Source organism: Levilactobacillus suantsaiihabitans, assembly GCF_004745505.1.
In the GTDB taxonomy this organism is placed as follows: Bacteria; Bacillota; Bacilli; order Lactobacillales; family Lactobacillaceae; genus Levilactobacillus; species Levilactobacillus suantsaiihabitans.
This window is the reverse complement of sequence record NZ_RKLX01000008.1, coordinates 79,459-105,021: the sequence shown is the minus strand read 5'-3', so window position 1 is coordinate 105,021 and position 25,563 is coordinate 79,459. Positions and strand designations below refer to the sequence as shown.

Annotated in this window: 23 protein-coding genes and 1 riboswitch; of the genes, 16 read left to right on the top strand and 7 right to left on the bottom strand. The window is 55.3% G+C overall.

The window, feature by feature from the left end; translation table 11 throughout:
- The first annotated feature begins 73 nt into the window (after positions 1-73).
- Together EGT51_RS06295 and EGT51_RS06290 are read left to right on the top strand one after the other, a co-directional pair.
- Entirely contained in the window at positions 74-676 is a 603-nt protein-coding gene (locus tag EGT51_RS06295) for a nitroreductase family protein (RefSeq protein ID WP_135367908.1), read from the top strand.
- Positions 677-966: 290 nt separating this feature from the next.
- Positions 967-2,091 (top strand): NAD(P)/FAD-dependent oxidoreductase, encoded by a 1,125-nt coding sequence (locus EGT51_RS06290; RefSeq protein ID WP_135367907.1) that lies wholly within the window; start codon positions 967-969, stop codon positions 2,089-2,091.
- On the opposite strand, the gene EGT51_RS06285 is transcribed toward EGT51_RS06290, so the two are convergent.
- Positions 2,067-2,471, bottom strand: a complete 405-nt coding sequence (locus EGT51_RS06285; RefSeq protein ID WP_135367906.1) for a ribonuclease HI family protein — start codon at positions 2,469-2,471, stop codon at positions 2,067-2,069. The genes EGT51_RS06290 and EGT51_RS06285 overlap by 25 nt on opposite strands.
- A 36-nt stretch (positions 2,472-2,507) precedes the next feature.
- Between EGT51_RS06285 and EGT51_RS06280 the strand changes: the two genes are divergently transcribed.
- Entirely contained in the window at positions 2,508-2,924 is a 417-nt protein-coding gene (locus EGT51_RS06280; protein ID WP_135367905.1) for an EbsA family protein, read from the top strand.
- Positions 2,924-4,582: a formate--tetrahydrofolate ligase gene (locus EGT51_RS06275; RefSeq protein WP_135367904.1), complete on the top strand. Its 1,659-nt coding sequence runs from the start codon at positions 2,924-2,926 to the stop codon at positions 4,580-4,582. Before EGT51_RS06280 ends, EGT51_RS06275 begins: the two co-directional genes overlap by 1 nt.
- Positions 4,583-5,080: 498 nt before the next feature.
- Here the strand turns inward: EGT51_RS06275 and EGT51_RS06270 are convergent, their stop codons facing one another.
- Entirely contained in the window at positions 5,081-5,827 is a 747-nt protein-coding gene (locus tag EGT51_RS06270) for an alpha/beta hydrolase (RefSeq protein ID WP_135367903.1), read from the bottom strand.
- 234 nt (positions 5,828-6,061) lie between these two features.
- Here EGT51_RS06270 and lspA point away from each other — a divergent pair, with 234 nt between their 5' ends.
- The 5 genes from lspA (at position 6,062) to EGT51_RS06245 (ending at position 11,801) form a co-directional block, all read left to right on the top strand.
- Positions 6,062-6,526 (top strand): signal peptidase II, encoded by a 465-nt coding sequence (lspA, locus tag EGT51_RS06265; RefSeq protein WP_135367902.1) that lies wholly within the window; start codon positions 6,062-6,064, stop codon positions 6,524-6,526.
- Entirely contained in the window at positions 6,526-7,449 is a 924-nt protein-coding gene (locus tag EGT51_RS06260) for an RluA family pseudouridine synthase (RefSeq protein WP_135367901.1), read from the top strand. The genes lspA and EGT51_RS06260 overlap by 1 nt, the downstream gene beginning before the upstream one ends.
- A 135-nt stretch (positions 7,450-7,584) precedes the next feature.
- The gene (gene pyrR / locus EGT51_RS06255; RefSeq protein WP_125576944.1) at positions 7,585-8,118 is read left to right on the top strand and encodes a bifunctional pyr operon transcriptional regulator/uracil phosphoribosyltransferase PyrR; all 534 of its coding nucleotides are present in this window, start codon (positions 7,585-7,587) and stop codon (positions 8,116-8,118) included.
- Positions 8,119-8,142: 24 nt separating this feature from the next.
- Positions 8,143-9,222, top strand: a complete 1,080-nt coding sequence (locus EGT51_RS06250; RefSeq protein ID WP_135367900.1) for a carbamoyl phosphate synthase small subunit — start codon at positions 8,143-8,145, stop codon at positions 9,220-9,222.
- A gap of 2 nt (positions 9,223-9,224) precedes the next feature.
- A complete protein-coding gene (locus EGT51_RS06245) occupies positions 9,225-11,801 on the top strand; it encodes a carbamoyl phosphate synthase preATP-grasp domain-containing protein (protein ID WP_135367899.1) in 2,577 nt (858 codons plus the stop codon).
- Between the two features lie 291 nt (positions 11,802-12,092).
- On the opposite strand, the gene EGT51_RS06240 is transcribed toward EGT51_RS06245, so the two are convergent.
- On the bottom strand, positions 12,093-13,799 hold the full coding sequence (locus tag EGT51_RS06240; protein ID WP_135367898.1) for an NFACT RNA binding domain-containing protein: 1,707 nt from the start codon (positions 13,797-13,799) through the stop codon (positions 12,093-12,095).
- 199 nt (positions 13,800-13,998) lie between these two features.
- On the opposite strand from EGT51_RS06240, the gene EGT51_RS06235 reads away from it, so the two are divergent.
- The 6 genes from EGT51_RS06235 to EGT51_RS06210 all read left to right on the top strand — a co-directional run bounded on the left by EGT51_RS06235 (position 13,999) and on the right by EGT51_RS06210 (position 19,799).
- Entirely contained in the window at positions 13,999-14,427 is a 429-nt protein-coding gene (locus EGT51_RS06235) for a MarR family winged helix-turn-helix transcriptional regulator (RefSeq protein ID WP_135367897.1), read from the top strand.
- A gap of 133 nt (positions 14,428-14,560) precedes the next feature.
- Entirely contained in the window at positions 14,561-15,865 is a 1,305-nt protein-coding gene (locus EGT51_RS06230; RefSeq protein WP_135367896.1) for an alkaline phosphatase family protein, read from the top strand.
- Positions 15,852-17,099 carry an MFS transporter gene (locus EGT51_RS06225; RefSeq protein ID WP_135367895.1) on the top strand — a complete coding sequence of 416 codons (1,248 nt, stop codon included), beginning with the start codon at positions 15,852-15,854 and terminating at the stop codon, positions 17,097-17,099. The genes EGT51_RS06230 and EGT51_RS06225 overlap by 14 nt, the downstream gene beginning before the upstream one ends.
- Positions 17,100-17,160: 61 nt before the next feature.
- A complete protein-coding gene (locus tag EGT51_RS06220; protein ID WP_135367894.1) occupies positions 17,161-18,027 on the top strand; it encodes a DegV family protein in 867 nt (288 codons plus the stop codon).
- 384 nt (positions 18,028-18,411) lie between these two features.
- A riboswitch (THF riboswitch) is annotated at positions 18,412-18,509 on the top strand.
- 24 nt (positions 18,510-18,533) lie between these two features.
- Entirely contained in the window at positions 18,534-19,076 is a 543-nt protein-coding gene (locus tag EGT51_RS06215; protein ID WP_135367893.1) for a folate family ECF transporter S component, read from the top strand.
- 276 nt (positions 19,077-19,352) lie between these two features.
- Positions 19,353-19,799, top strand: coding sequence for a GtrA family protein (locus tag EGT51_RS06210; RefSeq protein WP_135367892.1), 447 nt, complete (start codon positions 19,353-19,355; stop codon positions 19,797-19,799).
- 159 nt (positions 19,800-19,958) lie between these two features.
- Here EGT51_RS06210 and EGT51_RS06205 read toward each other — a convergent pair whose 3' ends face one another.
- Positions 19,959-20,471, bottom strand: coding sequence for a VanZ family protein (locus tag EGT51_RS06205; protein ID WP_135367891.1), 513 nt, complete (start codon positions 20,469-20,471; stop codon positions 19,959-19,961).
- A 225-nt stretch (positions 20,472-20,696) separates the two neighbouring features.
- Between EGT51_RS06205 and EGT51_RS06200 the strand changes: the two genes are divergently transcribed.
- Positions 20,697-21,530: a class I SAM-dependent methyltransferase gene (locus tag EGT51_RS06200; protein WP_135367890.1), complete on the top strand. Its 834-nt coding sequence runs from the start codon at positions 20,697-20,699 to the stop codon at positions 21,528-21,530.
- A 635-nt stretch (positions 21,531-22,165) separates the two neighbouring features.
- On the opposite strand, the gene EGT51_RS06195 is transcribed toward EGT51_RS06200, so the two are convergent.
- The 3 genes from EGT51_RS06195 to EGT51_RS06185 are packed head-to-tail and all read right to left on the bottom strand — an operon-like array spanning position 22,166 to position 25,560.
- Entirely contained in the window at positions 22,166-23,632 is a 1,467-nt protein-coding gene (locus tag EGT51_RS06195; RefSeq protein WP_135367889.1) for an Ig-like domain-containing protein, read from the bottom strand.
- 14 nt (positions 23,633-23,646) lie between these two features.
- Positions 23,647-24,783 carry a DUF916 and DUF3324 domain-containing protein gene (locus EGT51_RS06190; RefSeq protein WP_135367888.1) on the bottom strand — a complete coding sequence of 379 codons (1,137 nt, stop codon included), beginning with the start codon at positions 24,781-24,783 and terminating at the stop codon, positions 23,647-23,649.
- A gap of 36 nt (positions 24,784-24,819) precedes the next feature.
- Positions 24,820-25,560, bottom strand: coding sequence for a WxL domain-containing protein (locus EGT51_RS06185; protein WP_225428688.1), 741 nt, complete (start codon positions 25,558-25,560; stop codon positions 24,820-24,822).
- Between the last annotated feature and the right edge of the window lie 3 nt (positions 25,561-25,563).

Here is a 25,563-nt window from a genome sequence, read left to right as displayed (position 1 = left end):
GTGATAGTCAGTTTTAAGGAAACTATCAGCACCCATTACCGGGAAAATTTTTAAAAGTGAGGTTATTTAAGTTATGAAAACGCAATTTAGTGATTTAGCCAAGCAACGTCGGAGCATCTATGCCTTAGGGCGCAACGTCAACTTGTCTCAAGACGAGTTGGTCGCGCTGGTCAAGGACAACGTGAAGAATGCCCCAACGCCGTTTAACAACCAAACGACGCGGGCCGTGATCTTGTTCGGGGCGTCTCACGAAAAGCTGTGGGACATCGTCATCGACCGCCTGAAGCGAGAAGTGCCGGACGAAGCCGCCTTTGCCAAGACGACCGCTAAGATCAACAGCTTCAAGGCAGCCTTTGGGACGGTCCTGTTCTTCACCGAAACCAAGACGGTCAAGGAATTCGAAGATAACTTCCCCTTGTATGCGGACAACTTCCAGGATTGGTCCGAACAAGCCCAAGGCAGTGCGCAATTCTCCGTTTGGACCGCACTGGCCGAAAACGGCTTGGGGGCCAACCTGCAACACTACAACCCACTGATCGACGACGAAGTTCGCGCCGCCTTCAATCTGCCAGCTAGCTGGCATCTGCGGGCTGAAATGGACTTTGGCTCCATTGAGAGTCCGGCCGGCGACAAGGATTACATGGACGACAACGACCGGTTCATGGTCTTTAAGTAAGTTTAACAAAATCACAAAAGCGCCTCGCATCACGTCAATTGGCGGATGCGGGGCGCTTTTGTGATTTCAAAGTCTTTCCCACCGTTTTCAGGCGATGAGTTATGCTAAAATGAAAGCGGGTCTCATGCCCGGTGGAAACACGGGGCCAGGACTGCGACTGGGGTCGGGGCGTCATTTCCAGCTACTGGCACACCGGCTTTATCTAGTCAAAACGTGTGCCAAGGGGCCGCCAGTGTCTTGTCGACGGACCGTCCGTTGGTCCACGCTTATTAGCACGAGGAGGCAGCGTTATGGAAAAACGGATTGCAATTATTGGCGGCGGCATCGTCGGGGCGACCGCAGCTTATTATTTGAGTATCTTACCCGGCAGTGAACAGACTAAGGTCACGTTATTTGACGACGGCACGGGACAGGCGACCACCGCGGCGGCCGGCATTATTTCCCCGTGGCTGTCCAAACGGCGCAACCAACGCTGGTATCGCTTGGCCAAGGCCGGTGCGGCTCTTTTTCCCGAGCTCATGCGCCGCGCTCAATTGGGAACGGACGTTTATCAACAGACCGGGACCATCGTGACGCGTGAGGTCCCCACGGACTTGGAAACGCTGGTCGACTTGGCCTACGAACGTCGCCAAAGTGCGCCGACCATGGGCCAGATCGAAACGCTGTCGGCCGCCGAAGTGCAGCAGCGCGTGCCCCTCTTGACGGCCCCGCAACCCGGCGTCTTCATTTCCGGTGGGGCCCGGGTCGACGGCGCAGCGCTGGTTCAGGGCTTGCTTGCTCAAGCCACGGCGAAGAACTTAACGATCCGGCGCGAACGCGTGCGGTTCACCGCCGACGGTCAGGTGGTCACGTCCATGGGACCGCGGCACTTTGACCGGGTCATCGTGGCGGTCGGCGCCTGGCTCAAAGAAGTGGTGGCGCCCTTAGGCGTCGTTGCGGCGGTCCGGCCACAAAAGGGCCAGCTGATCGAATTAAACGTTAAGGACTACCCGCTTCAAGAAAACATGCCGGTCGTCATGCCCGAGGGCGAACGTGACTTTGTGCCGTTTGGCCACGGCAAGCTGATCGTGGGGGCGACCCACGAAGACGATGGCAAGTTCGACCTGGCCGTGGATCCGGCCGTAACGGCGGACCTGTTGGCCAGTGCCCAACGGCTCATGCACGGCGTGACGGCCGATAACATCACCGCCGTACGGGTCGGCACACGGGCCTACACGCCGGACTTTGCGCCGTTCTTCGGTCCGATTCCCGAACACGAGGCCATCTTAGCGGCTTCCGGTCTGGGCTCTTCAGGCTTGACCACGGGACCTGAAATCGGTCGGCTCTTGGCCGGATCCGCCCTGTATGGCGGCACGCCCGACTGGAGCGAATACGAACTGCCGTTGACGACTTATTTAACGTCTTCGGCGGAATGAAGCGCCTGATTGGCCAGGGTGTGGGCCCCGCGGTTTTCCCGTTCCGGGACCCACTGCGTCAAGACCAATTGAAAGGGGTCTTGGACGGCCAATAAGGCATCGACCCACAGCTGATAATGCTTGGCGTAACGCTTGGCCACGCTGTCACTGACGATTTGACTGTCGGTGTAAAAGAGCACGGTCGTGGACTCTGGCTGGTCAGTCAGAGTTAACAGGTGTTCAAAGCCTAGCCGCGCGATCTCAAACTCGGCGGTGTGGTTGGTCGTGGCCGTCAGTGGCAGCTTGAGTTGGGTCTGCTGATGGTCTTGAATGATGAGGATGCCGCCCGCACTGAGGCCCGTTTGCGGCTGCGTGGCGGCATCGGTATACAGAGAAAACACAGAATCACTCCAATCTTTTGCGAGGTGTTTAGACTAATGATAACCCAGGAACGACGATTTTTGTATCAACCCAATCCGTTGAGTAGTATCATCAACTGGAGTTGGACGCTGATGGTGCTTTTCATGGGCGCTATCTTCTGGCTGGAGGTCACCCACTTTAATTGGTATACGCTCGGCTTCTTCGTGGCCTTTGCCTTTTTGTGCTGGCTGGAGATTCACTTCAGAAATATCACCATGGCAGGCGGCGTTTTGACCGTCAGTACGGTCTTGAATCACCGCCATTTGGTCATTCCACTGAACAAGGTCCGCAGCGTGCAACTATCGCGCTACCGGCTGGGCATCGTGGCCCAAGGGCGAATCTATCAGTTCCTGTTACCACGGAACTCGGCGATTGAACTGGCGAACCTGTTACACGAAGCCATGGCCGCCAATGGTGTGAAGGAGGAAAATTAGTGAGTAGCGATATTGAAATTTCACAAGCAACCCCGTTAGAACCGATTGAAAAGATTGCTGGTAAGGTCGGCTTAACGCCCGAACAGATCGAACCCTACGGCCACACCAAGGCCAAGATCGACCTGCCACTAGCCGGCAAGCACACGCCCGGTAAATTGGTCTTGGTCACGTCGATCAATCCGACGCCGGCCGGTGAAGGCAAATCGACGGTCGTGGTCGGCTTGGGCGATGCCTTGAACCTGTTGGGCCATCAGACCGTCTTAGCGCTGCGTGAGCCGTCGATGGGCCCCGTGATGGGGATGAAGGGTGGCGCGACCGGGGGCGGCTATGCCCAAGTCGTGCCCATGGAAGACATCAACTTGCATTTTACCGGGGACATGCATGCCTTGACCGAGGCCCACGACACCCTGGCCGCTTTGATCGACAATCACATCCAGCAGGGCAACGCCTTGAACCTTGACCCCCGGCAGATCGTTTGGAAGCGCGTCTTAGACATCAACGACCGCGAGCTACGCCAGACCGTGATCGGCTTGGGTGGCCGGACGTCGGGCACGCCTCGTCAGGATGGCTTTGACATCACCGTGGCCAGTGAATTGATGGCCGTCTTGTGTCTGAGTGAGGACCTTAGCGACTTAAAGCGCCGGGTCAACCGCATCTTGATTGGCTACACCTACGACAAGGAACCCGTGACGGTCGCCGATTTGAAAGTCGGTGGTGCCATCACGTTGCTTTTGAAGGATGCTCTCAAGCCCAACCTGGTCCAAACGTTGGCCCACAACCCCGCCATCATCCACGGCGGGCCCTTTGCCAACATTGCCCACGGCTGTAACTCGGTGCTGGCCACGCAAACGGCCCTGCAGCTGGGAGATTTTGCCGTGACCGAAGCCGGCTTTGGGGCCGACCTCGGGGGCGAGAAGTTCATGGACATCAAGACGCCGGTTTTGGGGCAAACCCCAGACGCCGTGGTCATCGTGGCCACGGTCCGCGCCTTGAAGTACAACGGCGGTGTCAAACGCGCCGATCTCGCGACAGAAAACGTGGCGGCCCTGCAGGCGGGTAGTGCCAATTTGAAACGGCACATCGCCAGCATGCAACAGTACGGCGTGCCGGTCGTCGTGGCCATCAACCGCTTCACCAGTGACACGGATGCTGAAATCGCGGCATTGACGGCCGAGGTGGCGGCGCTAAACGTGCCGGTGGCGACCACGACCGTGTGGGCCGATGGCGGTGCCGGGGCCACGGAACTGGCCGAAAAGGTCGTCGCGGCGACCCAACAGCCCAAGCATTTTACCCGCTTAGCACCCGCGGGAGCCGACTTGATGACCCAGATGACGGCCATTACCCAAAAGATCTACGGTGGGGCAAAGGTCGAATTATCCGCTAAGGCCAGCCGGCAACTCAAGACGCTGGCTAAGCACGGCTGGGACAAGCTCCCCGTCTGCATGGCCAAGACGCAGTACTCCTTGAGCGACGACGCCCACCAGCTGGGAGCCCCCACGGACTTCACGATCCACGTGCGCGAGTTTGCGCCCCGACTGGGAGCCGGCTTCGTGGTCGCTTTGACCGGCAACGTGTTGACCATGCCAGGGTTGCCTAAGCACCCGGCGGCACTAGACATGGACATCGACGCCGATGGCAAGATTACGGGGTTGTTCTAAACTGATAACAACTGATATGTAAGACGCAAAACGGACTCGGGGAGTTTTCCTCGGGTCCGTTTTGGATTTTAGCCGAAGTTGGCAACACGGTCGGTGCTGGCCGCCTTGCCGTTCGCCAACTATGCATTGGAACGCGGTGGGCGGACGGGACGAGCCAAAGGGCGGTCTCGTCGCCTCGCTTTGAGCCGAAGCCCACGTCTCAAAGACGCCAGTTTTCTAACCGGCCCAGTTCGCCGCTAAGAAAACTCCCACGGCTGAACGCATAGTTGGCGAACTATCGGCTACGTGGGTGACTTGTCAGTAAAGATTGCTACGCAGGCCAATTTTGAGCTGACAAGGGCAGTTATCTACGTCAATTGCGAGTTCCAGCAGGTGATTGATTAACTCTGACACAGCCATAAAAGCTGTTCAAACTACGAGGATGGTGGCTAAGTTAGCTGCCAGGTAATCCCCATCGAAGCGATGCGTTCCACTAGCTTTTAGTACATGAGATAGCTTTTAATCTTGAACAAAGGCCGTTGCCAGGTCCAGCACCGTTGCCCGCGCCTGGCCGTCCAGTCCGTGACTGGCGCCGGGCAACAGGTGATAGGTACTGTCCTGATAGACGTCGTGGTAGCGTTTTGACGCGATGGGGTCCACAATCTGGTCGGCGTCGCCATGGATCAGGCACACGGGACCGGTGAAGGCCTGCGCCGTTTCGTAGATGGGCAACAGCTGGGCCGTGCGCAAGTAAAAGCCACCTAACGTCAGGGTATCGTTCAACGGTAGGGTGGCCGGGATGTGGTGGGGATCGTACACCAATCCGCGGGTGTGGCCGGCAATGGCGTCGTCCTTTAGGGTCGCGGCCGGGGCTAGCAAGACCAACTTGTGGATGGCGTCGGCTGCGTAGCCGGCCAACATGCTGGCGACGACCCCGCCTTGCGAGTGGCCAAGCAAATCAATGCGTTGGGGATGCAAGCGCGTTTGGACCGCCGTTAAGACAGCCTGGGCGTCCGCAATCTCATTTAACACGGTCATGTCGACGAAGTGGCCGTCGCTGTGGCCGTGACCGTTGAAGTCAAACCGCACGGTGCCCACGCCAATGGCTCGCAACCGCGCCGCCAACTGGACCAATAGGGCAGAAGACGTGTAGCCCCGGTCATCGGTAAAGCCGTGCATCAAAATGGCGATGGTGCCGGTTGGCTGGTCGGCGGGTTCGTAAATGCCGGCCAGAGTTAAGCCGTCGCGTTGAACGTTAAATTCCATGAAAAGACCTCCAGTTTGTAAGGTCACTATGAAACTTTGTGCCAGCGCTGTCAAGCTGGTTTAAGACGGTTACGAACGAAATCTCCCCAGCTTTAGTGACCCGGCATGCAGAACTTAGGCAAAATTAAAAAAACACCGCCACCAAATTATTTTTCTCAGCTAGAAACCGCCGAAAGCCGCCATTTTCTGGTATACTTTTCGGTAACGACTTATAGGAAAGGTGTTCCGGACTTTATGCTGATTGCAGATACACTTTTAATCGTGCTACTGGTGGTCATTGACCAGTGGATCAAGCACGCGGTGGTGGCCAACATCGCCTTAGGGGGCGAGCACCCCTTGATTCCCGGGCTCCTGTCACTGACCCATTTGCGCAACAATGGTGCGGCCTGGAGTATTTTACAGGGCCAGATGTGGTTCTTTACGGTGATCGCCGTGATTGCCCTGGGCATCATGGGGTACTTCTTTTGGCAGTATCGGCGTCAGGGGGACCACTGGATCGAAGAACTGGGGTTGGCCTTGATGATGGCCGGGACCCTGGGCAACTTCATCGATCGCTTGACACAGGGGTACGTGGTCGACATGTTTCAGCTCGACTTCATCAATTTCCCCATCTTTAACTTTGCCGACAGCTGTTTGACGGTCGGCGTGATTTTAATCGCGATCGGCGTGTATGTGACCGATCGCCGGGAGGCTCATTAATGCAAGAATCAGAATTTCAAGTGACGACAACGGAGCGGTTGGATAAATTAGTGGCGGATAACGTGGCCACGATTTCGCGCTCCCAGGCAAAGAACGCCATCGAGGCCGGGCAGATCACGGTGGATGGACAGGCCGCCAAGCCCAAGGACAAGCCCAAGGTCGGTGCGACCATTCACGTGGCCTTGCCGGATCCGGAACCGCTGGACTTAGAACCGGAAAACATCCCGTTAGACATCGTGTACGAAGACGACGACGTGCTGGTGGTCAATAAGCCCCAGGGGATGGTCGTTCACCCCGCACCAGGCCACCCCAACCACACGTTGGTCAACGCCCTGCTGTACCACAGCCCACTGTCCAGCATCAACGGGACGCTGCGGCCGGGCATCGTCCACCGTATCGACAAGGACACGTCGGGCCTACTGATGGTCGCTAAAAATGACCACGCCCACCAAAGTCTGTCGGCGCAACTTCAGGCCAAGACCAATCTGCGGGAATACGTGGCCATCGTTCACGGCAACTTCAAGGAAGAAAATGGCACCATCAACGCGCCGCTGGGCCGTTCACCTAAGGACCGCAAGAAACAAGCGGTCGTGGCGGATGGTCGACCGGCCATCACGCATTTTCGGGTACTGGAACGCTACGGCAATTACACCTTGGTGGCCTGTCGCTTGGAAACGGGCCGGACGCATCAAATTCGCGTCCACATGGCCTACATCAACCATCCGGTCGCAGGCGACCCCTTGTACGGTCCCAAGAAGACGTTGAAAGGCGCCGGGCAATTTCTCCACGCACGGGAACTGGGCTTTAAGCAACCCACGACGGGCGAGCAGCTGACCTTTAGGGCCCCGGTGCCGGAAAACTTTGCCAAGGCGGTCCGACATTTACGCCAACAAGCCGGATTACCGGTTGACAAAGCAATCTAGTTTTTTTAAGCTAAACACAAAGATAAACGGGTTTGCCGAATCAGGCGGGCGGGTTTCTTCACCATTTTGCCGAAGAAACGCGCCCGTTTCCTGCACTTACGCTAACGCCGTGAAAATTTTAAGGAGGAAATACAGATGGCAAAGGTAGTTGTGGACGCAATGGCAATGCAACGGGCCCTGACCCGAATCACTTACGAAATTATCGAACGCAATAAGGGTGTCGACGATCTCGTCATTTTAGGCATTAAGACGCGGGGGGTCTACCTCGCGCGACGGATTGCTAGCCGCTTGCAGCAACTAGAGAACGTCTCGGTCCCAGTGGGTGACTTAGACGTGACCCCGTATCGCGATGACATCGATCACGATGCCCAGGGCGAACCCGAAGTCACGGCCACCAACATCGACTTTTCGGTCGAAGGCAAAAAGGTCATCTTGGTCGACGACGTCTTGTACACCGGCCGGACCATTCGCGCGGCCATGAGTGCCATCATGGATCTCGGTCGGCCGACCAGTATCAACTTGGCCGTTTTGGTCGATCGCGGGCACCGCGAATTACCGATCAGAGCCGATTTTGTGGGCAAGAACATTCCGAGTTCGCAACGAGAACGGATCAAGGTATCGGTCAGTGAGATCGACGACCGGGATGCCGTGGAGATTCAACAAGCTTAGAACGGGTAAAGGGGCCGATTTTGCATGGCAAAACGCTATTTAATTTTAGAAGACGGCTCGGCCTACGCCGGTGAGGGCTTTGGTGCCGGCGCCACTACGAGCGGAGAGGTCATCTCCAATTTAAATCTGTTAGGCTATCAAGAAACGATTACCGATCAAATCTATCACAACCAAATCATTATCTTTGCGCAACCGGCCATTGGTAACGTGGGCATCAACCACGATAGTTATGAATCCATTTTGCCCACGGCCAAGGGGATGGTCGTCAGAGACGTCACGAATATCTCGACCAACCGGTTGTCGCGGCTATCGCTGGATGAATTTCTCCAGCAACACAACATTCCCGGTATCAGTGGCATCGATACGCGGCATTTGATCCGTAAGCTCCGCGACGTCGACGGGCCGATGAAGGGCAGTATCGTCGACGTGGCCGATGCGCACGCCTTTGACCAACTGAACGCCACGGTCTTGACCAACCGGCAAGTGGACCAGGTGGCCACGCCCAAGCCGTATCCCAACCCGGATACCGGTAAAAATGTCGTGGTCATCGACTTTGGGCTCAAGCACGGGATCTTGCGGCAATTGTCGGAGCGCCGGTGCAACGTCACGGTCCTACCGTGGACGGCCAGCGCCCAAGACGTCTTGAACTTGGATCCGGACGGGGTGTTATTGTCGACCGGACCGGGCTCGCCGCTAGATCTGGGTGACGGGGTCTTAGACATGATTCGCACGGTCCAAGCCGAGATTCCGCTCTTTGCAATTGGGCTGGGGCACGAATTATTTGCCCTGGCCAACGGGGCGGAACTGACCATGCTGCCGGTCGAGTATCACGGCAGTAGTCACCCGATTCGCCGGATCATCACCAACGACATCATCTACGCGACGCAGGGGCAAGGCTACGCGGTCATCGCCAAGTCCATTGACCGCAATCGGCTGATCACCACCTACGTCGATCTCATCAACGGGACCGTGCAGGGTCTGCGCCACCGGGATTACCCGGCATTTTCCGTGCAGTTCTTTGCGGACGGCGCCCCGGGGCCCCACGAGAGCCGCGACTTATTTGATGAATTTATGGAAGCTATGACAGCACGCCGGGAGGGATAAACTTGCCAAATTTGAATGATATTCAAAAAGTCTTGATCATCGGCGGGGGACCGACCGAGATTGGCCATGAAACGGAGCTGGACAGTGCCACCGTGCAGATCATTACCGAATTTAAAAAGCACGGGGTCCGCACGCTGATTATCGACAACAACCCGTTTTCGGTGGCCTTAGAAGAGATCCAGCCGACCAACATGTACGTCCAGGCGGTCACGACGGCTAACGTCCGCCACATCATTGAAAAAGACCAGCCGGACGCCATCTTGCCGTCACTGGGGGGATTGCTGGGCATTCGCATCGCCCAAGAACTGATTGAAAATGGCGATATTGGCCGCTATGGCATCACGATTCTGGGGATGCCCGCGTCAACGCTGCGTCAGATCAACAATCCGGCCGCCTTGAACACGACGTTAAAGGAGATCCACGAGCCGGTCATCGAGGCCCAGATCGTGGCGACCGTCGATGAAGCCATGGGGTTAGTCGACACGATTGGCTTCCCACTGATCGTCAAGCCGGTCGCCCCGCGCCTAGACACCAACCGGACCATCTGTGAAAACGTCGATGACATGGTGACGGCTTTGAACCAGGGCTTCCAGCAGTCACGCTTTGACCAATGCACCCTGGAGCGCAGCGTGGTCGGCTATAAGGAAATTGAAATGGTGGCCGTCCGCGACGGTGCCGGGACCGCCGTGTTGATCAGCGGGCTGGAAAATGTCGATCCCATCGGCATCCACTCCGGGGACTCCATCGTTGTGGCCCCCCCGCAGACGCTCAACGACCGCGAGTACCAAGACTTGCGCGACGTGACCTTTCGCATCGCCGCGGAGCTGAGTATCGTGGGGGTCTTACACCTCCATTTTGCCCTCAATCCGGATAATCAACATTTCTACGTCACCAAGATTGCGCCGTACTTCTCACGAGGCGTGGCGTTGGCGGCCCGGACGTCGGGTTACCCAATCGCGCTGGTGACCGGGGCCTTATTGCTGGGACAACGCCTGGTCGACGTGAAATTGCCGAGCCGCTTCACCAAGCAAACGGCCATCATGGAACCCACGATCGACCACGTCAGCGTGCGCATCCCACTGTGGCCGTTTCAAGAGGTTCCCGACGCCGACCAGCATTTGGACACCGTGATGAAGGCGGTGGGCTCCACGGTCGGCATTGGTCGTTCCGTAGAAGAGGCCATGCTCAAGTCGGTCCGTAGCTCGCAGTTCTCGCCGCGAGACGTCTTGCCGTCCGTCAGCAATCTTAGCGACGGTGAAATGATCCGCCAGCTGATCCACCCGTTGGCCAACCGCATCTTGGTGCTGATCGAAGCACTGCGGCGGGGGTACGCGCCCGACGAACTGAGCGAATTGACCAAGATCGACAACTACTATTTCGTCAAATTACGACACTTGTTAACGATTGAAGAACAGATCCAAAGCCATCCGCTGGACGTCGACGTGCTCCAACGCGCCCGCTACTTTGGTTTTGGGGACGGGATGATCGCCCGCATCTGGCAAACGGACACCGCCGCGATTCGGCAATTGTCTGCCAGTGCCAAGATCATGCCGACCTACAAGATGATCGAACCGACCGCGGGGGAATTTCCCGAGGACCTGAGTGGTTACTACAGTACCTTCGAGTATGAAAACGAAAGTCAGCCGCTGGGCGACCGGACCGCACTGGTCTTGGGCCGTGGCGGCAATCAGTTAGGGCCTAATTCCGCGGCGGAATACTTCACCACGGAAATGTTGAAGCAGCTGAAGCGCGCCGGTTATCACACGATTTTGATGAACACCAATCCCAACGCGGTGGGCGTGGCACCAGAATTTTCCGACAAGCAATACGTCGACCCGATTCAGCTGGGGGATGTGCTCAACGTGATTCAAGTGGAGCACCCGGACATCGTGATTGTCCCGGGCAACCGGCACTACCTGACGCGTGAATTGGGCAAGCTCGATGACGTGAACCTGCATGTCTTGCCGCCAGATCAAGAGACCGGTGAGCCCGCGCCCAAGATGGCGACGATTGGCGTCAGCCTGTTCGTTCATGGTCAGCAGAAGGTGGCCGTCGGGGTCATGGACATGATCGCCCCGGGGATGAACAAGGCCTTGTCCCAGGTCACGGCCTTTCGCATGCCGGCCGAACTGCCTAAGGCCAAGCGCAATAACCTGGTCGAGGCGGCCAAACAAGCCGTCAGTGAGCGGCAGGTGACGGGGATGATCCAGGTCTTATTTGCTCCTAAGGGTCCTGATTCTGCGCAGCTCAAGGTGGTGGGCGTGCGGCCGACGCGGTTGACGGAGATGGCCTTTTTGAGCAAGGTCACGGGCGTCAACTGGGTCCGCATGTTAACGCGGCAACACATTGGCACGCTGGATGACGATGAGCTGGCCAAAATTACCATCGACATTAATAGCAATCGCGTGGCCCTGATGAACGCGGCCTTCCCGTTCCGCCAACTGCACGTCTTGAACCGCCCCGGCAGCACGGACCAGGAGGTGGGCGCCACCATCGCCTTTGGGTCAAGCGAGGCGTTAACGCTGACCAACCTGAGTGACACCGCCGAGTTGGACCAGATCATTAATCGGACGATTTAAAGAAGCAAGAGTGCACCAACGGGCGGTTAAGCGGAACCAGTTGCCTGTTGGTGCACGTTTCGGCCATGAGGCCATTTAGGGACGTACCCTTTGGTTCAAGGCGAGGAATCGAGACCGTCCTGTGGCTTGACCTGTCCCAGCGTTCCAACTCATTTTTGGCGGACGGTAGGCGGCAAGCGACTCTTTTTACCGCTATTAAACAACTTGTAACTAACAAAAACGCGTCGTACCAACTTAATGGTGCGACGCGTTTTTTAGAATTGAAATTAGTTGTATCTAGCAAATAGTGGCTTAATCCGCTAATTTTTCGACCAAATCGCTTTGCGGCGTCACGTACACGGTACGCTGACCCGTGAAAATCACGTAACCGGGTTTGGCACCGTTGGGCTTGTGTAGCCGCTTGACGGGTAGATAGTCGACGGGCACGTTACTGGAGTCGCGCCCCTTGGAGAAGTAGGCGGCCAGGTTAGCGGCCTCCATGATGGTGGCGTCGCTGGGGTGGTCGGCGTGAATGATCACGTGTGACCCCGGCATGTCCTTCACGTGCAGCCAGATGTCGGTGCGCTTGGCCGTGTGCAGGCTCAGCTGATCGTTTTGCAGGTTGTTTTTCCCGACAGAGATCTTGGTGCCGTCACTGGCCGTGAAGCGGTCTGGCTTGCTGACCTTTTGCCGGCGTTGCTTCTTGGCCTTCTTTTGGTGGTCGTGGTCCCGCAAATAACCGCCTTGTTGCAGCTCCAAGCGAATATCGACCAGGTCCTTAGGCGCCGCCAGTTCGATCTGAGCCATGATGTTGGTGAAGTAGTCCACGTCGGCCTGGGTGATCTTGAGCTGTTCGTTGACGTAGGTGACCGCGTTTTTGGCCTTTTGGTAGCGTTTGAAGTACTTCTGGGCGTTTTGATTAGCGGATAACTGGTTGGACAGCTTGATCTTAAGCGGCTTATTGTCATCGTAGAAGTTCGGTAGGGACACTTCCGTTTGCCCCCGTTGGACTTGGTTCAGGTAGGTCGTTAAGATCTCACCCTTGATCCGGTACTCATCGGCATTCTTCGTGGCCGCCAGCGTCTTTTGGAGCTTCTTGAGCTTGGTGCGGTTCTTTTTGAGCTCGTTACGCACGACCCGAATCAAGACACTGCCTTGCTGTTGGACCCGGTCCCGTTCGGCCTTGTCCTGATAGTAGGTGTCCAGGAGTTCGCTCAACGTGGCGGCAGACTGTTGCGTGCCGGCAGTGGGGTACGGAAAGGCGGTGAAACTGGTCTTATTCTTCGGCGAGATGGCTAACGTGGGTTGCGGCTGATCGAAGCCGGCGAAGAAGTCCGTAAATTGTGTGGCGTGGTCGCCAGTTTCGTGGAGCTTGGCGGCTAAGGCGGCCGCCGTATCCTTGCCTAAGCCTTGATACTGCTGCTGCAGGGCGTGGGCGAGAACCTCTTGGTTGGGAAATTCCCGAATCGTTTGGTCCAGGTCATCACGGGCCCCCGCAAACGGGTCGCTGAGGTCTTGCTTAGGAGGTTGGATGTACTGGGCCCCGGGTAACAGGAGCCGGTAGCGGTTCTGATCGGAACCGACGTGCTTAATGGCATCCAAGATCTTCATGGACGAGCTGTCGACCAAGATCACGTTGCTGTGGCGCGCCATGATCTCAATGATCAACAGGAGTTCTTGTTGATCTCCCAGTTCGTTTCGAGACGTGAAGTGTAAATGCACGACCCGGTCGTTGGCCACCTGACTGACTTCCTTGAGGATGGCGCCCTGCAAATACTTCCGCAGGATCATGGTAAAGTTCGTGGGGACCGGCGGATTGACGTACGGAATCTGGGTGACTTGGATCCGCGCGTAAGTCGGATTGGCCGACAACAGGATGGGATAATTGTGGCTGTTAGCCCGCACCGTCAACACGATTTCGTTGGCGTAGGGCTGGTTGATCTTACTGATCCGGCCGGTCGTGAGCGTTTGACTCAGCTCGTGGACCATGGCGTGGGTGAAAGAACCATCAAATGACATCGCGGAACAACACCTTTCTATAAATAGATTTATTTTGAATTCGAAAAAAACGGCACAAGTTAAAGTATACCGGCCTGATCGCGGAAGTGCAAAGAAGATCATTCGGATTTCGCGATTAAATCGGTCAAAATCACCAGATTGCTACTTGTGGTCAACAACCAAATCGTTGTACAATACAATCAAAAGGAGTGAGGACCCCATGAAGTCAAGTTTAGCAGCCTTGATTGGCATTAGTAAGGTTCAACAAACGTTGCTCCAGCGCATGACTAAGCAACATCACTTGACCGTTTCCGAATGGCAGCTTCTAGACCATATCGGTGGCGGTGAAAACACCCAAGAAATTTTAGCCGCCAAAACCAATTTAGATACCTCAACCTTGAGTCGTCAACTTAAGGGACTAGTGACTAAGAACATGGTCACCAAGAAAGCCATTGGCCGGGACAAACGTCAGTTGGTATATACAATAACGGAACAGGGCACGGCGACGGCCGAAGATATCAATACGGCCTTTGAGGCGTTGTCAGACGACGTTTTTGAACACTGGTCCACGGATGAACGCAACCTCTTACAGATTTTATTGAACCGGCTGGACAAGAGTATGGACCGGCAACGAATGGTCAAGGGATAATCTCCACGGAGGTTACCAAGACGCGGGGTGAAAATGGCGGGTGTCCTTGACGGGAGAAGAGATTGCCAACTTTACTCGCTCACCGCTTCGACCTGGCCGTTTGTCAATTTGCATTTTTAAGGAGTGAGCACCTATTCAGCACAGATTAGTCATCATTTCATTAGACGCACTGGGCAGTCGAGATCTGGATGAACATCTCGACGAGTTACCCAACCTGCGCCGCTTGGTCACGACCGGGACGCGGGTCCGGCGGGTGCGGGGCATCTATCCGACCCTGACCTACCCGTCGCACACGACGATCATCACCGGTCAATATCCGCGGGAGCACGGCATCATCAACAACACCAAGCTCCAGTCCCAGCGGCCATCGCCCGATTGGTACTGGTATCAACGCGACGTGAAGGTGCCGACACTCTACGACCTGGTCCGTCAACGGCACCGCAAGACGGCGGCCTTCCTGTGGCCCGTGACTGCCGGCAGTAAGATTACGTATAACTTAGCAGAGATCTTTCCGAACCGCATTTGGACCAACCAGGTGCTGGTGTCCTTGAAGGCCAGCAGTCCGGCCTTTCTCTTGCGGATGAACCAAAAGTACGGTCACTTGCGGCGCGGCATTCAACAGCCCGAGTTAGACGACTTCATTACGGCGTGTGCGGTGGACACCTTAAAGACCCGTCAGCCCTGGTTGACGCTGATTCACTTGGTTGACATGGATAGTATGCGGCACCGCTACGGCGTACGCTCCGAGGAGGCCATGGCGGCCTTGAAACGCTTGGATGCGCGCGTCGGTCAGTTGATCGATGCCACGATTGCTGCCGGGACCTTTGGCGAGACCAACTTTGCCATTTTGGGCGACCACTACCAGATCAACGTTGATCACATGATCCATTTGAACCAGGCCTTTGCCCAAAAGGGGTGGTTGACTCCAACGGCTAACGGCACGGTCAAGCCTGACTGGCACGTGTGGGCCAAGTCCTGTGACGGCTGTACGTACATTTACACCCGCAACTTTGCCGATACCAAGACCCTGCGACACCTGTTAGCAGCAACTGAGGGCGTCGAACAAGTCATTGACGGGGCCGCAGCGGCGAAACGGGGCGCGGACCCACACTGCCAATTTATGGTCGAGGCGCAGGCGGGATATTACTTCACGGATGAGACCCAGCGGCCGGCCGTGGTGGAAGCGGTGGATCCCGCAAGTCTGGGACAACCGGATCGCTACCACGGGGTTCACGGCTACGATCCCGACAAGCCGGATTACTTCACGACGTTGGTCTTGAATGGTCCGGCCGTCGTGGCGGGACAAACGCTCGACGAGGCCCGGCTGATCGATGAGGCCCCGACCTTTGCTAAGCTGTTGGGGGTGCAGTTCCCCGAACCGTTGCCGGGTCACGTGTTGACCGCGGCACTAAAGGGGGCCTCTCATGAAATTGACTAAAGAACAGTGGAGTTGGGTCTTGTACGATTGGGCCAATTCCGGATATGGCATCATCGTGACCACTGCTGTCTTGCCGATCTACTTTAAGGGAATCGCCGAAGCGGCTGGGGTCACTGCGGCCAACGCGACGGCTTACTGGGGCTATGCCAACAGTGTGGGCACGCTACTAGTCGCCTTGCTCGCGCCGTTTTTAGGGGCATTAGCAGACTATCAGGGCTTTAAGAAACGCCTACTGACGGGGTTTGCCTCGTTGGGGATGGTTATGACGCTGGGCCTGGCCATCTTGCCCACCGATCAGTGGCAGTGGCTGCTGGTGGTCTACATCTTATCGGTGCTGGGCTATTCCGGGGGCAACCTGTTTTACGACAGCTTCTTGACCGACGTCAGCGATGATCGGCAAATGGACCGGTTGTCCAGCGTCGGCTATGGCTTTGGCTACCTGGGCGGTGTAATTGCCTTTATTTTATTTATGGTCTTACAGCTAACGCACGGTTTTGGTCAGCTGTCGAGTACCGCCGTGGCGCGCTGGGGCTTTGTTCTGGCCGCCATCTGGTGGGTGGTGTTCTTTATCCCGCTGCAACAAAACGTCCACCAACGCCACGCCTTGACCGTCACGCAGGCACCATTGAAGCAAAGCTGGCGGCGGGTCTGGCACACGCTGGGTCACATTCGCCAGCACAAGTATCTGGCCTGGTTCTTGCTCGCGTACTTCTGTTACATCGATGGGGTCGATACCATCTTCACCATGGCCACGTCGATCGGCTTAGACATCGGCATCGACAGTACCACCTTGATCGTCGTTTTACTGGTGGTTCAACTGGTGGCCTTTCCCTTTTCCATCCTGTACGGGTGGTTGGCCGACAAGACCAGCACGCGCCTGGGCATCTTGATTGCCATTATCATGTACTTATTGATTTGTGTCGCGGCGCTTAATTTAAAGACGGTCGGTAGCTTCTGGCTGTTGGCCGTGCTGGTCGGTACCAGTCAAGGGGGGATTCAGGCCTTGTCCCGGTCGTACTTTGGTCGACTGGTCCCTAAGGCGCGTTCCAGTGAGTTCTTTGGCTTTTATAATATCTTAGGAAAATTTTCCGCCGTTTTGGGGCCGGTGCTGGTCGGCATCGTGACCCAATGGACCGGGCAGTCCCGGATTGGCGCGGCTTCCTTGTCGCTGTTATTTATTTTGGGTTTGGTTATTTTCTGGCGGATTCCCCAGTCCGCGGTGGACAATGCCTAGGCGTTGCGCCAGTTTTATGTTATCCTAGGTGAACGAATGAAAAGATAAAGTAGGTGTAAAAATGAAGATTGCTGTGGTCACCGATAGTACCAGCTATTTGTCCGCAGAAGAGGTTGAGCGGTATCACATTCACGTTGTCCCAATTCCGGTGATCATGGATGGTCGCTCCTACGATGAAGATGTTGATATTACCACTAGTGAATTCTACGAACGCTTGAGAAACTCCAAGTCGTTCCCCAGCACGTCCCAACCGCCATTAGGGGAAATGATCAACCTATACAACGATTTGGCTGCCGAAGGATACGATGCGGTGATCAGTATCCATTTGGCCAGCACCATCTCCGGTTTTGTGAATCAGCTGAAAAATATTGCCCCGACGATTGAAAATATCCGGGTGATACCCTATGACTCACAGATCACGGTCAAATTGATGGGTTATTTGGCCATAGAGGCCTCACGAATGGCTGCCAAGGGTGCAGACCCCGAAGCCATCATTGCGCGCTTAGACGACTTGCGGTCCACGATTGGCGAGTACTTCGTGGTCGACGATCTGCAAAACTTGGTGCGTGGCGGCCGGTTGTCCAATGCCTCCGGGTTCATCGGTAGCGTCTTGCGAATCAAGCCGTTGTTGACGTTTGACGACGAGACCCACGAGATCGTGGCCTTTGAAAAGGTGCGTTCCCGGAAAAAGGCGTTGGCCCGCGTGGAACAACTCTTCGTGGAGGCCCAGGCCAAGGTGGATTATCCACTACGGGCCTTGGTCATCAACGCCAATGATCCGGAGGGCGGTCAGGCCTGGGCGAACAAGATTGCGGCCCAGTACCCGGCAATTCCGGTAGAACAATCCTACTTCGGTCCCGTGATTGGGGCCCATCTGGGCGAAAAGGCCTTGGCCTTAGCCTGGATCAAAGATTTCGACCGTGCCTAATCAGCGTGCGTCCCGAGATGGCAATCATTCTTTAGTGACTGGCTGTCCTGGGGCGCATTTTTGGGTTATCGGGGATGCACACAGGGTAAGTGAGATGCACACAGGGTATAAGTGAGAATGCGCATCAACGCATGGAATTGGCGAAATCAGAGACAAACGTCGGCTGGGGTTTCACGATGGCTGATTCTGGCAAGTTAACGTCTGTTAACAACGTATTGGCCGGAAGTTAGTGGCAGACGGTAGGCGGCCAATTTCCACCATAGAGCATTTAACAACTAATTCTCGGATAAGTCGCGGGTTCTAGTCGCTTTTATTTAGAGTGGCAGACGCATAACGCGTGCAAGTCGGCAGTGAGTATGGTATGCTATTTTCTGTAATTAAAATTACGGAGTAGGAAATAAGGCGTCAAGTGCTGGTGGAACGCAATGTGAACACCGGACGAAGGGAATGTGTCCCGCGATCTTATTTCCGCATTGACCGCAGAAATGTGGCAACTCCCTTAGGAGATGTCTGAATTGAAGACGATAGCAAAAACCCAGCTGCCGAAGCTGGATACGTTGAGTATGGTCACCATGGGCCTGTTGATGGCGTTACAACTGGTGATCAGTCGGTTCGCGATTGGGAACAACTTTATTAAGTTTAGTTTTACCTTCCTGATCGTGGCGTTACTGGCCAAGTGGTTTGGCCCCTGGTGGGGGATGATGACTGCGGCCGTGGTGGACGTGGTCGGCACGCTGATGACCGGAGGGCCGTTTTTCATCGGGTTTACGCTCTCAGCTATCTTGGGGTCGTTGATCTATGCGCTGTTCTTGTACCGACAGCCGGCCTCATGGCTACGGATTGCCGCAGCGGCGGTCATCATTGCCGTGGTGGTCAACGCCTTACTAAATACCTTGTGGGTGACCATCATGTACCAGACGCCGTTTTGGAGCCTGTTGCCGCTACGGTTGCTCAAGCAGCTGATTGTGACACCGATTCAAATCGTCTTGCTGTATTGGCTGTTAAATAGTCGGATCATCCAGCAGATTCAAGAACGTTTAAATCGTTAAAATACTGATAGATCAAACGCCGCCGTGGTGTTAGCCGGGCGGTGTTTTTTAATGGGGTGCTGCAGGGGAGATTAAATAAATTACTTTAACTTACAATAACTAACACAGCCCCCAACAACTTCCCAACACAAACCCGCATCGCTAGTCAAACTAGTCACCAGGGTAAGGGCAGTGGCCGAACCTTTAACTTTTTCTTTGGAATCGGCCACTTGGCTTGCGTCTATGGGGATTTTCGATTATAACGAGGAAAGATAAGCATCCAGGGAGGAACAACACATGCAACAACTTATACGATTATATAAAAAGTATCAAGACATCTTAGCCTACCTGATTTTCGGGGGGCTGACCACGGTGGTGAACCTGGTCGTCTTCTACGTGACGGTTACCCTCTGGGGCTGGAATTACCAGGTCGGCAACGTGTGGGCGTGGTTCTTGTCCGTGCTGTTTGCCTACGTCACCAACCGGGTGTGGGTCTTTCATTCCCATTTCACGACGGTCAAGGCGCTGTTCAATGAGGCCGTCTCCTTCTTCTTGGCCCGGGGTGCCACGTTGATCATGGACATGGCCATCATGTGGACCGGGGTGTCTCTGTTGCAGCAAAACGAGATGCTCACCAAGCTGGTCGACCAGGTCGTCGTGGTCCTGGCCAATTATTTCTTTAGCAAATGGTTCGTGTTTAAGAAAAACAAGGGCAAAGCTTCATCCGTTAACGAACGCGATTAAAAAATCCCGCACCATCCAGTCTTTGAACCGGGTGATGCGGGATTTTTGGTAACGTTGACTGGCGAAAATGGACCGGAGCACGGTTGGGGAGCTTTGAGCCGCAACGTGTGCCACCAGGCAACTGATTCCGCTTGATACTGAGAGGTTGTCTTGAAATCATCAGGCCGTGACCTGATGGGCGTGTTGTGGGTGCTTGGCAGTGAGACGGTAGACGACCGCGACCGCTAAGCCGCCAATGAGGATGCCTAGCGCGTTGGCCAAGACGTCGTTGATGTCACTGCTGCGGTTGATCAGCCAGTGGTGGGACAAGACATATTGGATCGTTTCCACGCTGCTGCCGAAGAACAGCCCGGAAAAGCCGACGCCCAGTAGTGATAGTCTGGGCAGGACCCATTTAAGCAGTAGGCCCAACGGAATCGTTAAGACGATGTTTTCTAAAAAGCCAAGGTTGAAGACGTCAAGCGTCGTTAGGTTCACGCGACCGATGCCCACGGGCATGATATAGATGGCTGTGCCGTCAAACGAAATGGGCGTGAAGAGGATGGCGGCCAGGCCGGTGAAATAGCCGAGGACTAAGAGCGCCAACCAACGCCGCTTGCCGCCGGTAGCCAAGATGAGCAGGCCGCTGAGTCCAGCCATTAAGATGATCAGTAATAAGGGTTCCCAACGCATCGAATCACCTCCAAGTGTGTGATTAAGTGTTCTGTCGATTAACATGGTTCTACCCTACACCTAAATGTGCATCCGGGGGGCATTTTGCCGCGAGCTTTAAGGTTTCTTGGCGGCATTAGGAAAAACCTAAGAAGTTCGTCACAAAATCATCACACGTTTTGGCAAAGTTGTTTGCCCCACACCGCCATAAAATCGGGTATACTGTGAAGCTAAGAGGTGAGGAAAATGACAGATGAGACGCAACGAGATTTAGCGGACAACCAAGCCAATTGGGACGACCGGGCGCGGGTCCACATGAACTCGGACTTTTACGACGTACCCGGACTGGTGGCCGATAGCAGGCAAATCACGGCGACGGTCCAGCATGACTTGGCCGTCCTCAAGCCCTGGTTGCCACACCAAAGTGTTCAAGGACAGGACTTGTTACACCTGCAGTGTCACATTGGCACGGATACCTTGTCTTGGTCGCGCCTGGGGGCAACGCACGTGACGGGACTCGACTTCTCAGAGCAGTCACTGGCCTATGCCCGTGAAATTGCGACTAAGGCCCAGGCCCCGTTGACCTTTGTGGCCGGTGACGCACGGTTTGCCGACCGGGTGATTCAGCGGCAATTTGACGTTATCGTGACCAGCATGGGCACCATCACCTGGTTGCCGACGCTCACGGAATGGGCCCAGTCGATTGCGACACTGCTAAAGACGGGTGGGACTTTCTTGATTCGTGACGACCATCCCTTGTTAAACGTGTTGGACTTTGCATCCTGGGACGTGCACGCGGATTACTTTAACGCAGGTGCCTCGACCTACGAGAGTGATAGCTCGTACACGGACCATTCTGCCGGTCAAATCAAACACACCACGAATCACAACTGGAATCATGATTTCCAGGAAATTACCAGTGCCTTACTACAGGCTGGGTTGCACATCGCTTTTCTGGGCGAGTATCCGCGAACGGAGTGGCCAGCATTACCAGACCTGGTCCAACGCGGCGACTGGTTCGAGTTACCCGCGGGGGCGCCACAGATTCCGTTGACGTTCGCCTTGGTGGTTCGCAAGTAAGGCTGCGGGAATGGTGGCTTGTTCACTGAGACTCGTGAGACCAGGCGCCTGAATCAGTCGCTTGCCACTATAACGTGGTCAACAATTAATCCTAGCGCCATGAGTTTCATCGTAACGATTGGCGTCAAAAATAGTCGTTTTCAGCCTCACAATACGACCTGGCCGTCTATCGTTGGATTGCTGGGGTGGACTCTCGGCTATGTTAGTGCATGCCATAACAGTCGTCTTAACCCCAGATAATAGCGGCATTGACGACTAGTCTATCATTAACACAGTATCGCTGATAGCCACCAACTTGCCGGAGGCAGCCAGGGTGGAGCCGGCTGTGTCGGCGATGTTGGCTGAGGTTCTTTCTCAGCCTACAGCGCGGGACGACTTGAGAGACTGGCCGGTTTTGCCAGGCTTTCAAGCGAACCGGAAGACCGCTCCTCAGGCTGGAGGTGTTCCCCAGAGCAGGCGGAACCCTGGCTGACGCAGGTACTTGGTTTCATCAATTTAGGTGTCAGAACGCCGCTGTTACAGTAATTAACGCGTTAATTTTCGGCTTTTAACCTTTAGCTAACACCAAAAAACGACCGCGCCAGTTGACCAACCAACTGACGCGGTCGTTTTATAAGTGATACCGAAACTAGTGATTAGCTAGGGGCTACTGACAACGTCCAGGTGACGGTGCTTTGGTAATCTCCGGCAGTGATCTTCGGGTCAGCCGCAAAACTCAGCTGGCTGTCGGTCACGTCGAAGGTCTGACCATCGTAGTCACTCGACGTATAAATCTTGGTGGCGGTATTCGTCGCTGGAATGTTTTCATCCAGCCGTGCAGTCGGGTCATAGAGATCGAGGATTACGGCGCTCAGCTGCCCCGTGTCACCATCGCTAAGGGCGAAGGGTGACAGGCTCGCTGTTAACGTCCAGTCACCCCCGGTCTCTCGGCTATCCATGACGCTTAACTCACCGTTATCATTGCCGTCGTAATTACTCCCGCTAGTGGCTTCATCTAAGTTCTCCAAGGTGGTATTGTCCTGACTGACTGAAGCAACATCCGTACTCCCAAAGTTGAAGTTAGGCACCGCCGTCAGTGACAACAGGCCACTTTTATTGACGGTTAGGAGTGCCGCGTTGGTATTGACCGTCTTGGTACTCCCATTCACGGTGTAGTTCAACGTTGCGTAGTACGCGGTGCCATTGTCGCCACCGACAGTGGTTTTGCTAACGGTGTAACTCGATGCGGTCGAGTTGAGCGCCGTGGTGGTGCCGTCATCGACCTTGTACCAGTTTGCCACGGTCATACCGTCGGGAAGATTATTCAGCGTAAACGTCGCGTCACTGCCTTCATTGACGGTGACGTTTTGCAGCGCGCCGACGGTAATCTTGGTAGAATCGCTGCGGCCATTGCTGGTCCCGGTGATGGTGACGGTGCCGTGGTCGTTAGCCGTGCCGTCCATGGTACTGGACGTGTTGGCGGCCGTCACGTTACCGTAGGCGTCAACTGAAGCCAGCGAGGGGTTACTGCTGGTCCAGGTGACGGGGTCGGTCGCGTTGTCTGGCGTTAACGTCGCGTGCACGGTTGTGGATTCGCCGTTGTATAAGGTGTTACTGTCGGCCGAGACTTGAATATCGGTCGTGGGGACCCGGTCGGGCGTGACGGTGACCGTCGCAATGCGTGACCATTCGTTGTAAAAGAGGCCCAGTCCGGTAAAATCATATTCACATTGGAACATGAGCGGCGTGTCTTTCGTGACCTCCGGCGCGGTAAACGTGTAGGTCGTACTGTTGGTGCCAACCTGTTGATAGGTACTGCCACCGTCCGTAGATTCCCACCAGACGTACTTCCGACTGCCCAGTGGGTTGGTCGCAGTTTCCAAAATGTTCCGCGTCCCTTTAGCGGAAAGGGTCACGCTGTGTCCAGAAATGACGTTGGAATCAATGGGTTGCTGGGTAAACCCACCAGTCAGGTTGATCCCGAGAATCGACGTAGGAGGCGACGTTGGTGTTTGCGGGGCGCTGGTCGCCGCGTGGGCGGTGGGACCAGCAACCAGCCAGCAGCCCACCAACGCGACGAGACTGATCAGTAGGCCTCGTAAGAAACTTTCCCAATTTCGCATAATGATTCCTCCCGTCAAGACTTCAAATGGGATTGATCCTCGTCTGTGGACTTCGCGGCAGTGGTGTCCGTGTCAGTCGTGGTGGCATCTTTAGCTGATAAATCTGCATCGTCATCATTATCATCATCGTCTTGAGAACGACGCTTGCCTAACCAGTAGGCCAGCAGCAATAACAGAATTACCAGCAGGATGGCGAGCAGCAACCAGATCCACCAGTAGTTCGGTTGCTTCGTATGCAACGTCTCATTGTGGGCCCGGGCTAACTTCGCCGAAATAGTAAAGTTACGACTGAAGTTCCAAACCCGTTGGCCACTGGTGGCGTGCACCTTTAACGTGTATTCACCAGCAGCTAGCGGCTTCTTGCCCAAGCCAATGCCCAGGTTAAACCAACTGTTGGGCGCCATTGAGCCGTTCTTTAACGACTTGGTCAACACTTGCTGGTGACTACTGGTCTTTAAGACCCGAGCGTGGACGTCAAACTTGCCGAAGAGGGCTGGCGTGACGTTGCGCAACTTGGCCAAGACTTGCGGTTGACCATTTTGTTTCTTCGCCGTGACGCTAGCCAATTTCAGATTGATCGGTAAGACCTGGTTGGGTTGACACCACAAGGCAACGGCGACGACTTCCGCATAACGGTTCTGCAGCGTAAAGTTACCGCTAGAAGTCGAACGGTGCGCCTTGGGGTTGGTGACGAAGAGGCCACCCAAAACCTCGCCGGTAAAGCCACTGGCGGGGGTCCGAACGGTAAACGTCACGGTCTTACCTTGGCGTGGCGCTAAATGCAAGGTGACGGGGCCAGAAGTCATGTCCTTAAACGTGGTCTGCGCAGAAGAATCCGTACGGTTCGATGGGACATAAACGGCTTGACCGCTGTCAGAAGTCGTGGCGTTGATGGGACTGACCACCAGCGTCCGGGGTGCCTTATTGGGATTCGTCACGGACACTTTGATCGTACGCGCACTGCCGGGTTGTACCTTGAGGTCGAAGTAGTTGGCTTTTTTAGAAAGCTGGTCCTTCGGCAGCAACGGGGTAACGCCGAAGTCCGATTCTGGATCGGAAGCCGCGTGCGCTGAAACCAGCGAGCCACCGCCCACCAGACTGATCAGCGCCAGAAATGCTACGAGCCACCATTTAAACCTGTTCAAATTCATTGTCAGCACCACCTTAGTCATCAAATCACATCAACGTTAAGCAGCCGTAGTTGCGGTTGGAGCATCTTGCAAAGCCCAGTACAGCGTTGAGTCGTAGGTCCCAGCAGAAACATTGGATTGCTTACCGATTTGCAGATCAGTTTCGTCAGAATTCAAAGTTGCAGTGTTGCTACCTTCACCGGTCTGAGCAGGAGCGTTCCAAACGGTTTCTGGGTTAGCAATCCAGTCGTTGGTCACGGTACCCTGTGGCAAAGCGACAGCGTTTGGTGCTGGGGTCTCCGTGTTATCAGAGGCACCCTGCGTGAAGAAGAGGTTCAGCGAAGAGTTGGTAATGGCCGATGCGGATCCACTCAGTAAGGTGAAGGGTCCCATCCCAACGGTCAATGACCAGCCGGCATGCGTCCCCCGGTAGTCGGAAACATTTAAGTTACCGTTGTTGTTCCCATCGTATCCGGTCCCAACAGTCGTACTACCAGAAGCCATCTTCAAGGTTTGCGTGGTTTGTTGCAGGTCGTTAACAGTCGTACTGCTCAGTAAGACGTTTGGTACGGCGTTCAACGTCAACATCCCCCCTGTCACTGAGAATTGGGCGTTAGACATCGCCTCCGCGTTACTGGTGGCAGTGGCTGCGTACCCGGTCGAAACCGTCGTTAAGTTACTACTTTCGGTCCCAGGACCAGCCGCGTTGGCAACCATTGGGGATAAACCTAAAGCTAAAGCAATCACAGCGAGACTACTGCCGGCACGATTGATAATTTTCTTGATGTTCATCATCATAAA

Excerpts from the sequence above, each read along its gene's own strand:
- EGT51_RS06270 (WP_135367903.1), bottom strand. The coding sequence starts at position 5,827 with ATGGAATTTAACGTTCAACGCGACGGCTTAACTCTGGCCGGCATTTAC.
- EGT51_RS06185 (WP_225428688.1), bottom strand. The coding sequence starts at position 25,560 with ATGATGATGAACATCAAGAAAATTATCAATCGTGCCGGCAGTAGTCTC.
- EGT51_RS06290 (WP_135367907.1), top strand. The coding sequence starts at position 967 with ATGGAAAAACGGATTGCAATTATTGGCGGCGGCATCGTCGGGGCGACC.
- EGT51_RS06220 (WP_135367894.1), top strand. The coding sequence starts at position 17,161 with ATGAAGATTGCTGTGGTCACCGATAGTACCAGCTATTTGTCCGCAGAA.
- EGT51_RS06190 (WP_135367888.1), bottom strand. The coding sequence starts at position 24,783 with ATGAATTTGAACAGGTTTAAATGGTGGCTCGTAGCATTTCTGGCGCTG.
- lspA (WP_135367902.1), top strand. The coding sequence starts at position 6,062 with ATGCTGATTGCAGATACACTTTTAATCGTGCTACTGGTGGTCATTGAC.
- EGT51_RS06240 (WP_135367898.1), bottom strand. The coding sequence starts at position 13,799 with ATGTCATTTGATGGTTCTTTCACCCACGCCATGGTCCACGAGCTGAGT.
- EGT51_RS06225 (WP_135367895.1), top strand. The coding sequence starts at position 15,852 with ATGAAATTGACTAAAGAACAGTGGAGTTGGGTCTTGTACGATTGGGCC.
- EGT51_RS06250 (WP_135367900.1), top strand. The coding sequence starts at position 8,143 with ATGGCAAAACGCTATTTAATTTTAGAAGACGGCTCGGCCTACGCCGGT.
- EGT51_RS06235 (WP_135367897.1), top strand. The coding sequence starts at position 13,999 with ATGAAGTCAAGTTTAGCAGCCTTGATTGGCATTAGTAAGGTTCAACAA.
- EGT51_RS06215 (WP_135367893.1), top strand. The coding sequence starts at position 18,534 with ATGTCTGAATTGAAGACGATAGCAAAAACCCAGCTGCCGAAGCTGGAT.
- EGT51_RS06205 (WP_135367891.1), bottom strand. The coding sequence starts at position 20,471 with ATGCGTTGGGAACCCTTATTACTGATCATCTTAATGGCTGGACTCAGC.
- EGT51_RS06210 (WP_135367892.1), top strand. The coding sequence starts at position 19,353 with ATGCAACAACTTATACGATTATATAAAAAGTATCAAGACATCTTAGCC.
- EGT51_RS06260 (WP_135367901.1), top strand. The coding sequence starts at position 6,526 with ATGCAAGAATCAGAATTTCAAGTGACGACAACGGAGCGGTTGGATAAA.
- EGT51_RS06295 (WP_135367908.1), top strand. The coding sequence starts at position 74 with ATGAAAACGCAATTTAGTGATTTAGCCAAGCAACGTCGGAGCATCTAT.
- EGT51_RS06280 (WP_135367905.1), top strand. The coding sequence starts at position 2,508 with ATGATAACCCAGGAACGACGATTTTTGTATCAACCCAATCCGTTGAGT.
- EGT51_RS06200 (WP_135367890.1), top strand. The coding sequence starts at position 20,697 with ATGACAGATGAGACGCAACGAGATTTAGCGGACAACCAAGCCAATTGG.
- pyrR (WP_125576944.1), top strand. The coding sequence starts at position 7,585 with ATGGCAAAGGTAGTTGTGGACGCAATGGCAATGCAACGGGCCCTGACC.
- EGT51_RS06195 (WP_135367889.1), bottom strand. The coding sequence starts at position 23,632 with ATGCGAAATTGGGAAAGTTTCTTACGAGGCCTACTGATCAGTCTCGTC.